10 protein-coding genes are annotated in these 13,213 nt (G+C 65.6%); 5 read left to right on the plus strand and 5 right to left on the minus strand.

The window, feature by feature from the left end:
* Positions 1–51 precede the first annotated feature (51 nt).
* The 4 genes from G539_RS0109540 to G539_RS0109555 all read right to left on the minus strand — a co-directional run bounded on the left by G539_RS0109540 (position 52) and on the right by G539_RS0109555 (position 5,540).
* Positions 52–1,821, minus strand: coding sequence for a hydantoinase B/oxoprolinase family protein (locus tag G539_RS0109540; protein ID WP_029074997.1), 1,770 nt, complete (start codon positions 1,819–1,821; stop codon positions 52–54).
* A 9-nt stretch (positions 1,822–1,830) separates the two neighbouring features.
* Positions 1,831–3,981, minus strand: a complete 2,151-nt coding sequence (locus tag G539_RS0109545) for a hydantoinase/oxoprolinase family protein (RefSeq protein ID WP_245576847.1) — start codon at positions 3,979–3,981, stop codon at positions 1,831–1,833.
* Between the two features lie 47 nt (positions 3,982–4,028).
* Complete coding sequence (locus tag G539_RS0109550) at positions 4,029–4,814, minus strand: SDR family NAD(P)-dependent oxidoreductase (protein ID WP_035830913.1); 786 nt, start codon at positions 4,812–4,814, stop codon at positions 4,029–4,031.
* 63 nt (positions 4,815–4,877) lie between these two features.
* Positions 4,878–5,540 carry an RraA family protein gene (locus G539_RS0109555; RefSeq protein WP_035830915.1) on the minus strand — a complete coding sequence of 221 codons (663 nt, stop codon included), beginning with the start codon at positions 5,538–5,540 and terminating at the stop codon, positions 4,878–4,880.
* A 239-nt stretch (positions 5,541–5,779) separates the two neighbouring features.
* Between G539_RS0109555 and G539_RS24270 the strand changes: the two genes are divergently transcribed.
* Genes G539_RS24270 through G539_RS27025 form a run of 5 tightly spaced genes read left to right on the plus strand, consistent with a single transcriptional unit; the run spans position 5,780 to position 12,161 of the window.
* On the plus strand, positions 5,780–6,940 hold the full coding sequence (locus G539_RS24270; RefSeq protein ID WP_169516629.1) for an ABC transporter ATP-binding protein: 1,161 nt from the start codon (positions 5,780–5,782) through the stop codon (positions 6,938–6,940).
* Positions 6,941–6,986: 46 nt separating this feature from the next.
* The gene (locus G539_RS0109565) at positions 6,987–8,180 is read left to right on the plus strand and encodes an ABC transporter substrate-binding protein (protein ID WP_029075001.1); all 1,194 of its coding nucleotides are present in this window, start codon (positions 6,987–6,989) and stop codon (positions 8,178–8,180) included.
* Between the two features lie 56 nt (positions 8,181–8,236).
* Complete coding sequence (locus G539_RS0109570) at positions 8,237–9,166, plus strand: ABC transporter permease (RefSeq protein ID WP_029075002.1); 930 nt, start codon at positions 8,237–8,239, stop codon at positions 9,164–9,166.
* The gene (locus G539_RS0109575; protein WP_029075003.1) at positions 9,163–9,969 is read left to right on the plus strand and encodes an ABC transporter permease; all 807 of its coding nucleotides are present in this window, start codon (positions 9,163–9,165) and stop codon (positions 9,967–9,969) included. The genes G539_RS0109570 and G539_RS0109575 overlap by 4 nt, the downstream gene beginning before the upstream one ends.
* 11 nt (positions 9,970–9,980) lie before the next feature.
* Positions 9,981–12,161: a N,N-dimethylformamidase beta subunit family domain-containing protein gene (locus G539_RS27025; RefSeq protein WP_156911919.1), complete on the plus strand. Its 2,181-nt coding sequence runs from the start codon at positions 9,981–9,983 to the stop codon at positions 12,159–12,161.
* Between the two features lie 18 nt (positions 12,162–12,179).
* Here G539_RS27025 and G539_RS0109585 read toward each other — a convergent pair whose 3' ends face one another.
* Positions 12,180–13,211 (minus strand): LacI family DNA-binding transcriptional regulator, encoded by a 1,032-nt coding sequence (locus G539_RS0109585; protein WP_029075005.1) that lies wholly within the window; start codon positions 13,209–13,211, stop codon positions 12,180–12,182.
* Positions 13,212–13,213: the final 2 nt, after the last annotated feature.

Here is a 13,213-nt window from a genome sequence, read left to right on the forward strand (position 1 = left end):
TCAGGTCCGGGGGGCGTCCGTCGTCACCCGGCGACGATCGCCGGTCCTCGATCAGGCGGCGCGCGCCTGGGCGCGAAGCCGCTCCGTCTTCGCTGTGTCGAGCGTCAGGTCGTCGGTGAGCGCGACGCCATAGACGGCTTCCGCGCGGGCCCGGCTGATCCAGCCTTCGCGCACGTCGTCCATGACGGATTCCGGCCGCCGCTCGAGCGGCGAGCCGTAGCCGCCGCCACCGCAACTGATCGAGACCATCGCCTCGCCGGGCGCGACCAGGACTTCCGCGCATCCCGGCATCGGATCGAGCGTGCCATCCTGCCGTTTGCGGAACTGGGAGGACGGTCCGCCGGCCAGGCCGCCGCGCACGCCGGATGCCGGATTGAGGTTGCCGTCGCTGACATAGGCGACCGTCATGTCGCATCCGAGCGGCGAGAACTCGGAATAGGCGCTGAGCGCGCCGCGGAATCGGCCGGCCCCTTCCGTGTCCGGCATCAGGCGCCGGGCATGGACGAAGATCGGGTGCCGGAGTTCGTCGATTTCGATCGAGTCCTGGTAGCACATGCCGGCATTGCCGACATGCATGATCGTCAGCCACCCGTCCGTGGTCGGCGTGCCGGCCCCGCCGGTACAGCCGAGATAGACCTCGTTGACGAAGGGCTGCCCGTCATGGACGCCCGACACCACGCCCGAAGAGGCCGGGATGCAGGCGCCCGTTTCGGCCATGCCAAGCCCATCCGCGAGCTCGGCAATGGCACATTGCACGGGGTTCGCGACGCGATCGGCCAGATTGGTCGTGGCAACCGAGCAGGAGGTCGGATGCATCGGGCGCCCGACCGCGCAATTGTCGCGAAGGTGGACGCGGATGCGGCGAAAGCTGCCCTCGTTCTTCGGAACCGTATGGTCGATGGAGTTGAAGATGCCGATCATCGGGGCGGAGCGGGCGCAGCCTTCGGACAGGTTGATGCCATTCTCCATGCAGTCGGGATTGTCGCGGACGTCGACATCGATCATCGCGGCGTCCGGATCGACTTCGACCGTGACCTTGATCTCGACGCCATCGGCCGGCGTGCCGGGGAAGGGGTCGTGGCGGCTGGAGCGCGTCACGCGGCCCTTCGGCATGGCGCGGATCGTCTCCGCCATGCGCGCCTCGCTGTAGTCGAACCACTCGCGGACATAGGTTTCGAGCACGTCCCAGCCGACTTCCCGTCCCAGGGCCAGGATCTCGCGCTCGCCCACCCGGGCCGACCCGAGCGTGGCGAGATAGTCGCCCCACCATTGTTCCGGCACGCGGATGCGCATCTGGCACATCCGGACGATGTCCATCTCATGCTTGTAGTTCGACTGGATCCGAACCGCCGGAAAGATCAGCGCGCCCTCGGCATAGACGTCCTTGGCGGCGCCCATATAGGTGGTCGGCAGCGCGTTGCCGCAATCGGCCTGATGCCCCTTGGCGAGCACGGTGAAACGATGGACGCCGTCATCGTCCAGGACCGGGACGAGGATGCTGTGGTCGGCCGGGTGCGTACAGCCGTGATAGGGCGAATTGTGCAGGAAGGCGTCGCCTCGCCGGAGCTCCCTGTGGTTGTCCGTCATCGTTCGGCTCATCACTTCCGGACCGCGCAGGACGTGGATGGGCAGGCTGTCTGAGGCGGTCAGAAGTTCGTGGCGAGCGGTCAGGATCACGCAGGAGAAGTCGCGCGCGATCGTCAGGATGCCGGAGCGACCTGTCCGATGCAGCGTGTTGGCCATCTTGCGCGCGATCCCCTCGAACCGCGCCGTCAGGACGGCGAGCTGGACGCCGCTCATGGTCTTGGAACTGGCGTTCATTCCTGCCTCCTAGGAGCGCACGATGATGATGAGCGTGCCCGTAGCATCCCGCCGAGCGCTGGCGCCCGGATCGACGACGACCGACGTAAAACTGGATTCAACGATCGCCGGACCTTCGATCTCGAGATCGACGGGCAAGGCCTCGAAGCGGTGGACTTCGGCGTCGACCCATCCCGTCGCGGCGAAATAGACGGGGCGGCTGGCCAGTGCAGCGCCCGTGTCACCCGCTTCGATCCGGCCCGGCAGGGGCGAGCCGATGCGGCAGCGTATGGTGGCATTCCATCCGATCGTCTCGATCGGGGAACCCGGATCGCTGATCGCGAAGATTTCCTCATGCGTACGATGAAAGTCCGAGACCAGTTCTTCGACATCCTGGTCGCTGCCGAAGCGGCTCCGGCGAAGCGGCACCTCGATTTCCCAGGCCTGGTCCGGATAGCGAGCCTCCGTCGTCCAGTCGATGCCGACGAACTCGGCATCCGGACCCGTCTTCTCCTGAAAGGCGCGGCAGCGCGCCTCCAGTTCGTCGAGGATCGCGTTGACGCCGTCGATGTCGAAGTCGGCGCTGGTCGCGTGGAACATCGCCTGATGATGCGCAGCGAGGTCGGAGATCAGGGCGCCCGAGGCCGCCAGGGCAGCACCGGTTTCCGGAACGAAGACGGTTTCGCAGCCGAGCCGGCGGCCGATCGCGACACAGTTCAGCCCGGCGGCGCCACCGCCCGCGACGAAGGCTGCTTCGGTCGGGTCGATGCCCTGGTTGACGGTGATGTCGAGGATCGCCTGGACCATGTGCTCGGTGGCGAGTTCGAGGATCGCGGCCGCGGCGATCTCGACGGTTTGTCCGAGCGGGTCGGCGACCTCGCGCCGGATGGCTGCTTCGGCGGCGGCGCGGTCGAGCTGCATGCGGCCGCCCAGAAAATGGGCGGGATCGATATGGCCGAGCGCGATCGCCGCGTCGGTGACGGTCGGGCGCGTGCCGCCACGTCCATAGGCGGCGGGGCCGGGGACGGCACCGGCGCTGATCGGTCCGACATGCAGCAGCCCGCCGGCGTCGACCCAGGCGATCGAGCCTCCGCCGGCGCCGATGCTCTTGGTGTCGACGGAGGGCATGCCGGTCATGTGGCTGGAGAGCGGCTTGCCGAGCCAGGTCTCGCGCGTGCGGGGGATGCGGCCATTGCGGACGAGCGAGACGTCGAAGGTCGTGCCCCCCGTGTCGCCGACGATCAGCGTGCCGGCGCCGCCACCTGGGTTGTAGGCCTTGGCGCCGACCGGCGCCATGCTGGGCCCGGAGTTGATCAGGTGTACCGGCGCGCGCGCCACGTCGATCGCGTCCATCACGCCGCCCTGCGACGTGACGACGAGCAGGCGTCCATGAAACCCGGCTTCGCGCAGCCGCCCGTCCAGGCCGTTCATGTATCTGCCCATGATCGGTTTCAGCGACGCATCCAGCGCGGTCGACATGGCGCGTCGGTATTCGCGGATCGACGGGTTGATCTGGTGCGACAGCGTGTAGGGCATCGCCGGCAAATGGCGCTCGATCAGCCGGCCGAAGGCAAGCTCATGCGCGGGGTTGACGATCGACCACAACAGGCACACGGCGATCGACTCCGCGCCGGATGCCGCGACCTGCTCCAGCAGGGTGACGGCGCGTGCCTCGTCGAGCGGATCGCGAACGGTGCCATCCGCCATGATGCGCTCTTCGAGTTCGAAGGTCAGTGCCTTGGAGATGAACGGGGCCGGGTAGGGCACCGTGAAGTTGAAGGAGTCCTGGCGTCCGCCCTCGCGGAAGACGAGGGTGTCGGGGTGTCCCTTGGTCGTGAGAAACGCCGTCTTCGCGGTGCGTCCGGTGATGATCGCGTTGATGGCATGGGTCGTGCCGTGGACGAGGATCTCGCCGCGCTCGAGATACTCTGAAAGCGGCTGCCCGGCCGCATCCGCGGCAACCCGCATGACATCGATCACGCCCTTGACCGGATCGGACGGGGTGGTGGCGGCCTTGTGCATGCGGAGCGTGCCGGCGGCATCGGCGACGATCAGGTCCGTGAAGGTGCCGCCGGTATCGACGGCAAAGCGCAGGCGGTCCGATTGACCGCTCCGATGGGACGCGGCCCTCGCCTTGCCGGATGCCGTGATGGCGGCATCGCGGGAACTGGTCTCGATCATCGCCTGCGTGCTCCGATGGGGCTGACGGGTGGTTCGGCGGGGAGAATTCACATGGAGAGGACATGGCCTCCGTCGACGACGAGCACGGAGCCGGTCACGAAGCGGGAAGCGCGGGAGGCCAGGTAGAGGATCGCGCCGTCCAGATCGTCGACCTGGCCGACGCGTCCGAGCGGAATGCGATCGGTGATGGCGCGGCTGGCCTCGCTCGCGAAGAAGGCGCTGTTCATGCCGGTGACGACATAGCCCGGGGCCAGGGTATTCACACGGATGCCGGACGCGGCGTATTCGAGCGCCATGACGCCGGATAGCTGGGCGACGCCTGCCTTGGCGACGGCGTAGGCCGCATCGCCGCGCGCCGGCTTGAGGCCGAGGATCGACGATACGTTGATGATGGAGCCGCCGCGTTCTCGCATCCGACTTGCGCCCTCCTGCGCCATGACGAAGAGCGCGTCGAGATCGACGGCGAGGATTGCGCGCCAGCGGTAGAAGTCCAGGTCCGCCGTGCCGCCCGGGCCGGCGATGCCGGCATTGTTGATGAGTACGGAGACGGGGCCGAGCGCCGCCTCGGCCGCATCGAAGACTGGCGGGACCGCCTCCCTGTCGAGCAGGTCGAATGGCAGGACGACGGCTGTACCGCCGATCGCACGGATGCTATCCGCCGTCTTCTCGAGCTCTGCCTCTCGCCGCCCTGCCAGGGCGACCCGGGCTCCGTTCGCCGCCAGAACCGTCGCAAACCGGCGCCCCAGCCCGCTCGAGGCGCCCGAAACGAAGGCGACCTCTCCCGAGAGGTCGAAGATCGAGGCGGCGAGGGGGCTGGCGGCTCGGTCAGACATCGATATCGGCTCCCTCCGGGGAGCGTGCTTCCTGGTCCTGGTGCGTGTCGAGCACAGTGGTCATCAAAGGACGCCGTATTTTTCGTAGACTTCAATCAGGAGGCGTCCGGCCCGCAGTTCGTCGCGCGTGTGCGTCTCTCGCGCGGCCTTGTCGAGCGCGCGCCTGAAGACCTCGTCGGCGATGGCTTGCGGGATGACGACGACCCCGTCGACATCGCCAAAGATCGTGTCGCCCGCCGAGATCATGACGCCGCCGCATTCGATCGTGCGGTCCATCTCGATCATGCGGCAGCGCCCCTTGCTGTCGAGGGGACCGATGCCGCCATGGAACACGGGGAACTTCAGCGCCCGAATGTGACGCACGTCGCGCACAAGACCATCCGTGACGCATGCGACGGCGCCGCGCGCCATGGCCGCCGTCGTCAGCAGCTCGCCCCATGGCGCCATGCGGTGCGTGGGGCCGCCGCAGGCGAAGACCGGAACGTCGCCGGGTTTCAGGTCATCGATCAGGCGGATTTCCAGTTCGTACGGGTTTTCACCCTCGAGCACCGAGTAGGCATTCGAATAGAGGCCGGTGCGGGCGCGGCCGACGAAGGATGTCGTCTCGTCGAGCGGTCGCATGAAGGGTCGACAGGCCTGGTTTGGATAGCCCATCTCGTCCATGACGTCGGAAAGCACGGCGGTATAGAGCGTACGCAGAAGCTCTGCAGATGCGACCACAATCATCCTCCCGTGGCATTTTATAAAACGTTACAGTTGACGTTGCTGCCGAGTCAAGTCGGTCCAGCGAGGGCAAGTTGTTGTCGATTGGGGTGCCGAATTATCGATATTGCTGCAATTTGATTGTCTTTGACTGTAGTCAATGACTGTTGCGTCAGGGTGGCTTGACAAGGGAATTCATCCTCGTTTGTATTGACTGTAACGTTTAAGAGGCGTCTTCGGTTGCCGCTGCAATGACACGCTCGATGCGGCGCAGCCTGAAGGTCAGGGCAGGTGGGCCGCTGATGCAGCAGTTACCGGAAGCAAAGGCTGACCCGCACTCCGAGCCGATCCTCGAGCTTGCCAATATTCGTCACAGCTATGCCGGCAACCCGGCCCTTCGCGGGATCTCGCTGGATGTCGCCAGGGGTGAGTTCCTGACGCTGCTGGGCCCGAGCGGCTCCGGCAAGTCGACGCTTCTGCGCGTCATCGCCGGGCTGGAGGAGCCGGACTCCGTCGGTCAGATGCGGCTTGACGGTCACGACATCAGGAAACTGCCCGCCAACCTGCGCAACGTCTCGACGGTGTTCCAGCATTTCGCGCTGTTTCCGCACATGACCGTCGGCCAAAATGTCGAATACAGCTTGAGATTGCGGAAAGTGCCGCAGGACTTGCGACGCCAGCGCGCCGAAGAGGCTCTGGCGCTGGTGCGGCTGGAGGGGAAATACGAACGGCGCATTCATCAGCTCAGCGGCGGCGAACGCCAGCGCGTGGCGCTGGCCCGATCGCTCGTCATGGGGCCAGACGTGTTGCTGCTGGACGAGCCCTTGGGAGCGCTCGACGAGCGGCTTCGCCTCGACATGCAGCTCGAACTGATCGAGCTCCGGCGCAAGACGGGCGGCACCTTCATTCTCGTCACTCATAGCCAGGAAGAGGCGATCACCATGAGCGATCGCATCGTCCTGATGCGGTCGGGCGCGATCGAGCAGGTCGGCACGCCACGGGATCTGTTTGGCAGTCCGGAGACGGAGTTCGCCGCCCGTTTCATGGGGGTCGAGAATGTCCTGCGCGGCACGCTTGCCGCGATGTCGGGCCGCCGGGCCGAAGTGCGGGTCGGCGATCAGATCATCGTCGGCCGCGCGGTCGGCGACGTTGCCCGCATGGGCCCGGGTGATGCCGTCTTCGTGGCGATCCGGGCCGAGCATGTCCATGTCGGCGCCGGCGGGGGCGCGGCCAACACCCTCCGCGGAACCGATGGCGCGCCGATCTACAAGGGGCGCTTCAGCGATGTGACCTATCGGAGCGCCGTCGGCAGCCTCGTCGCCCGCCTGGGCGATGCGGATCAGCGGGCGCCCAAGCACGCGGATCTCAGTTTCTCGCCCGAGCACTGCATTGTCGGCGTGGTCGATCGGGGAAAACTAGCCTGAGCTGAAACCTTCATAGCTTCCATGAGAGAAGAGCAGGGGAATTCACATGGCCATGAAGAATGCGAACCACTGTACTCCGAGCCGTCGCACGGTCCTGAAGGGACTCGTCGCCGGTACCGGCGCGCTCGCCGCGCCCACGCTCGCGCTTGGCGGCATGGGGCGGGCGCAGGCCGCCACGCCGGGGACGATCCGGATGATGGGCGGGCCGACGGTCGCCCTTCAGGACTGGAGCCTGTTCGAGAAGGAAACCGGGCTCAAGATGGAGTTCACGCCCTTCAACGTTGACGACGTGGGTGCTCTCTACAACGAGATCCTGGTCAATGGCGCAGGCGAGCGCTTCGACCTGATCAACACGCTGGCCGGCGTGCAGAAGCCGCTGGTGAAGCAGGAGCAGGTCGCCCAGCTCGATACGAGCAAGCTCAAGAACTACGCCGGCATTCCGGAAACCGTGAAGCGCAGTCCGGTGCTCTATGCCGGCGACGGCAAGGACTGGAGTGTGCCGCTCTATTACAACGCCGACAGCTTCGGCTATTTCCCCGAGAAGCTCGGTCTGCCGCGTCCGCCGGAAAAGCTGACCTGGGATCTTCTACTCAACAGCGAGCAGACGCTCGGCAAGACCGCGATCGACGGCGACATGATCGCCCTGATGATCGGTGGCATGTACCTGAAGAACCGCGGCCTCGCCGAGATCGCCGACCCGGCCAACATGACAGCAAGCGAGTGCCAGACGGCGACGAACTTCCTGATCGAGCGCAAGAAGGCGGGCCAGTTCCGCTCACTCTGGAAGACCTATGACGAGCAGGTCGCGAATTTCGTCAATGGCGAGGTCGTGGTCCAGCGCTGCTGGGAGCCTGCCGTCAAGGAGGTCCGCGCCAAGGGGCTCGACGTCGAATATGCGACCTGCAGCGACTTCCACATCAACTGGATGCATTCGACCTTCATGCCGGTCCAGGCGGTCGAGCGCGAGAACGTCGAAGAGATCTATCGCGCGCTGGACTGGTTCATCGGCGGTTCCTATGCGGCCGAACTGGCGATCCTGCGCGGCTACACCGGATCGCGCATGGATCTCGGGCTTGAATTCGCCAAGGCGCAGAACTGGGCGCCGGAGAAGATCGCCCAGGTGCAGGCCAATATCGTGAAGGTAGAAACGAAATTCTCCAACCCGAACTACTGGATCGGCGGCGCGCCGGACGACCTCGCGGCGCATGATTCCGAAATGGCGCGCTTCCGCAACGCCTGATCGCGGTGACGGAACCGCTTGGGTGGTTCCGTCACCCCCTTGGCGATGGAGACAGAATGAGCCTGGTATCGGCGACGAGCGATCGCGGCGGCGTGGCGCCGCCAGCGACGCGCACCATACGCTTTTCTCTGGAAGGCGCGGCGATCCGGCTCGTGACCGGGCTTTGGGCGATCGGGGTGCTGCTGCCCATCCTGTCGCTGCTGGTCATTGCCTTTCTGAGGGGGCGGGGCATCGGGTTCATCTGGACCCCATCGCTTCAGGCCTATTCGGATATCCTTGTCGGTTTCCGCATCGAGATCATCCTCCGGACGCTCCGCATCGTGGCGCTGGTCACGCTGATCGAGTTCGTGCTGGCCTTTCCCTTCGCGCTCTGGCTCGCCAAGGGCTTGCGGGCGGGCTGGACGAAATCCATCATCCTGGTCCTGCTCGTGGTGCCGTTCTTCCTCAGTCCGGCCGCGCGAACCATCGTCTGGCGATCGATCCTCGGGCGGGAGGGCCTCGTCAACTCCGTCCTGATGTCGTCGGGCCTCGTGGATACGCCGCTCGACTGGCTTCTGTTTTCTCAGTTCGCCATTCATCTCGGCCTCATCGGCCCCTATTTCCCCTCGATGGTCTGGCCGCTCTTTATCTCGATCTCGCTGATCGACGACGAACTGATCAAGGCCAGCCGGGATCTCGGGGGAAGCGCATGGCAGACGCTCTGGCTTGTCGTCGTTCCGCTGGCGGCGCCGGGCATCGCAGCGGGGATCCTGTTCACGGCGATCCCGATGCTGGGCGACAATGTCGTGTCGGCGCTGCTCGGGGGAGGCCGGGTCGCCCTGCTTGCGGAGAGCTTCGACGATCTGATCCGCGCCATGAACTTCGCCGGCGCGGCGGCACTCGCGAGCCTGCTCGTTCTGATCATCCTGGCGCTTGGCGCCGCCGTGCTCGCCCTCCTTCGCCGCAACGGGATCAATGGCGATGTGTTCCGGGGGATGCAGGCGTGAGACACAATCCGGCCGGGCTGTTTACGCGCAAAACCGTCGCCGTCTCGATCGTGTTCGGCGCGATTGCCATGGCATTGCTCTACATTCCGATCGTCGGCCTGGCGCTGCTCTCGTTCAGCACCCAGCCGCTTTCGGGCATTCCCTGGCCTCTGACGCTCGAATGGTATGCCTCGCTCTTCGAGGGCAACAACGCCAAGTGGATCGGCCCGCTCGGCACCAGCGTTGCGATCGGCCTGATCGTGTCCACCGCCGCGACGTCCGTCGCCCTTCTGATCGGCAGGGCGTTGCCCGTCATCGAGCGGCGTGGCGGAATCCTCGCCGCATATCTCTCGGTCCTCGTCATGCCGGGGATCCTGGTCGGGATCGCGGTGCTGATCTTCTATCGCGGCCTGCTGGGAATCCGGACCGGCTTCTGGTCGGTTGTGCTCGTCCATTTCATCTGGGCGCTTCCCTTCGCGCTGCTGTGCATCCTGCTCGTCGCGGTCCGGTTCGACCGCCGTCTCCTTGAGGCCGCAAAGGATCTCGGCGCGAGCCGTTACCGTCAGTTTGTCGATGTCGAACTGCCGCTGATGCTGCCCGGCATCTCGGCATCTGCGTTTTTCAGCTTCCTGCTCTCGTTCAATGAGTTGCCGCGCACGCTCTATGCGCGCGGCGGCGTCACCACGCTGCCCTACTATATCTGGACCGCATCTTCGGCCCACAGTTCGCAAGTCTCGCTGATCTATGCCCTGAGCGCAGTCATCATGCTGGCCAGCTTCCTGGTGACGTTGCTCGCCATGCGCCTGCTGATGCGCGCCGAATGACGGAAACCCCGATGGAACTCACTGGCTATAGCAATCGCTGGACCGTGCGCCCCGGCGAGGAGATCACGTTTCACATCCATTGCCGATCCACCCGCTATGAGGCGCAACTCGTTCGGCTCATTCACGGTGACGAGAATCCGAAAGGGCCGGGGTTCAAGGAGCAGCCCATTCGCTCCGATCTCGATGGGGGCCATGCCGGCAGGGAGCAAGTGATCCGCAAGGGCTCCTACGGTGTCGTCGATCTCGCAGGGCTGCTCGACGGGGTCGAGAGCTTCACCCTGTCGTTCTGGGTTTGCCCGACCCTTCCGGGTCCGGAGGATCAGGGGATGCTGGCTCTCCACGCACCGTCTGTCGGGGCTGGGCTCGGCCTGTATCTGATGCCGGATGGCTTCGTGGAGTGCCGGCACGGCGATGCGCCGGCGTTGCGCAGTGGCCAGCGCTTGACCGTCGGCGAGTGGTACCAGCTTCGGCTTTCAGTCGAGGTGGCGGCCAGACGGCTCTCCCTTGAAATCGCGTCGCGTCGATGGCAGCCGTCGCACGCGGAGCCGGATCGAGTGGCGGCGCCGCTTTCGTCCCGATTCCGGCCAGGAAATGCTTCGTTGCTGTTTGCTGCCGGCTGGGTCGAAACGACGGAGCATGGTCCCACCCCGCATGGCGTCTTCAATGGCAAGCTGGCGCGCCCCTGCATCGTCGGCCCAGCGCCTGCAGGGAAAGAGGCGCCCGTCTTGGCGGCATGGGACTTCTCAGTCGCTGCGGGAACGGCCTCCATCGTCGATGTCAGCGGTGGGGGACGACATGGCAGGACCGAGAACCGGCCGGCGCGCACCATGACCGGCCCCGGCTGGCCCGGCAGGGCGGACTCGACGGCTCCGACGCCGGAAACTCATGACGCCATTCACTTTCATGACGACGATGTCGCCGATGTCGGCTGGCCGGAGTCCCATCGCTTTCGCGTGCCGGATGATCTCGCTTCCGGTGTTTACGCCCTGCGGCTGAGGACGGGCGGGGCGGAGGACCATCTGCCGTTCTTCGTCGCGCCTTCGCGCTCGGGGCTGCAGGCGAAGCTGGCCGTGCTGATGCCGACGATGAGCTATCTCGCCTATGCCAACGAGTCGCTCGACGTGTCCGACACCGTGCAACTGGCGCCTCGCCAGGACATGGCGATTTCGCCTGAAGCCTATGCCTATGTCGCCGCCAACGGCCTGAAGAGCACCTATGACCTGCACCGGGATGGCAGCGGCATTCAGTACGGGTCGCGCCGCCGGCCGGTGATGGATTTTCGCCCCAAGGCGCGCTGCAGGACCTTTGATGCGCCGCATCAGTTCGCCGCCGACCTGCATCTGATCGACTGGCTCACGGTCAAGGGATACGACTTCGATATCCTTACGGATGATCTGCTGCATGAGGAGGGGGCGGCCCTTCTGGCACCCTATCGGGCCGTCGTCACGGGGTCGCATCCGGAATATTGGACGGCCCGAATGCTGGACGGACGCGACAGCTGGCTCGATGGCGGCGGCCGCCTCGCCTATCTCGGCGGCAACGGGTTCTACTGGGTCACGGGCGTCGCCGAGGATGCTCCCGACGTGATTGAAATCCGACGCTATGGCGGCACGCGGACGTCGACCGGAGCGATCGGCGAGGAAACCCTCAGCGTCACCCACGAGCGCGGTGGCCTGTGGCGGGACCGCGGACGTTCGCCGCATTCCCGCGTCGGTATCGGTTTTTCCGGGCAGGGCTTCGATCGCGGCGCGCCGTTCCGGCGCTCGCCGCGAAGCTTCGATCCGGCATGGTCGTGGATCTTCAAGGGAGTGGAGCAGGAAATCGTCGGCGCGGGACCCGCCCTGGTTCTGGGGCACGGTGCCGCCGGTTTCGAGGTCGATCGGACCGATCCCAGGCACGGCACGCCGGCGCACACCGTTGTCCTCGCCTCAACGGATCGTTTCACCGACGCCTATCAGGGAGCGATCGAGGACTTCAATTCGCTCAACCCGTGGTCGGGTGGCTCGCACAAGGCGTCGGGCATTCGAGCCGATATCGCCTATACGCCCGGGCCGAGGGGGGGCGCCGTCTTCGCTGCTGGTTCGATCAGCTGGAGTTCGACGCTGTCGCAGTCTGGCTATGACAGCGATACATCCCGTATCACCCAGAATGTGTTGGACGCTTTCCTCAGGGAAATGCTGCCAACGTCGTGATGCATGGGCCCGGCCCGACTAGTCGGAGTCGCCCGGCTGGAGCTCGACGTCGAGCACCAGCTGGCGCTCGTCGAACTGCCCGCGCGCGAGACGCTTCAGCAGGAGCGCCGCGCCTTGCTTGCCCATCTCATAGGCCGGTGACGTGACGGTTGTCAGTCGTGGGCGGACATATTGCGTGAACTCGAAGCCGTTGAAGCCGGTCACCCGGACATCGGCAGGGACCGACAGGTGGCGGTCGAGTGCCCAGGTCAACGCGGCGATGCCCATCTGATCGTTGCCGCCCATGAAAACGTCCGGCAGGCCCTCGCGGTCGACATAGCGGCTGATCGCGGTCTGCGTGTCGGCGACACTCTCGCTGCCGCAGACCACCGTCTCGAATCGCACGTCGGGGCCCGAGGCTTGCACGACGTGGTCGATGCCGAGTTGTCGCTCTGTCACGGCCGGCCAGTGCTGCGAAGGAACCAGCAGAACCAGGTGCCGTGCGCCCCGCTGGATCACCCGCTCGGCGATGCGTTCGCCGGCCAGCCGGTCGTTCTGGCGGACGGAGAGCGCATCGGGAAGGAAGCTCGGGCGGTCATCCTGGAAGATCAGGATGGGCTGCTCCGTCTCCTTCAGTCGCCGGTACAGTCGCCGTCGTTCTGTCGCCGAACCGGACGGGATGACGCAAAGGGCGTCGGTCTGGTCCCGTCGCAGCAGGTGCGCATCATCGATCGTGGCGTGATGAATGCCACACAGCAGCAGCGCAAAGCCGTTGACACTCAGATAGTTGGAAAAGCCCGCCAGTATGTTGGTGTTCATCGGGTCGGCGAGGAAGCGGGGGGAATCATCGACGATGATCAGCCCGATCGAACGCCTTTGCGACAGGCGGAGACTGCGCGCGCCCTCATTCGGACGATAGTTGAGATCGCGCATGATCGTTTCGACGCGTTCGCGCGTTGCGGCGGACATCAACTCGAGCCGGCCATTCGCGACATTGGATGCGGTTGTGACCGAGACGTTGGCTGCCGTCGCAATTTGCGACAGCGTCGTTCGCGCGCGCTTCGCTACCATAG

This window comes from Kaistia adipata DSM 17808 (genome assembly GCF_000423225.1).
Taxonomy (GTDB): domain Bacteria; phylum Pseudomonadota; class Alphaproteobacteria; order Rhizobiales; family Kaistiaceae; genus Kaistia; species Kaistia adipata.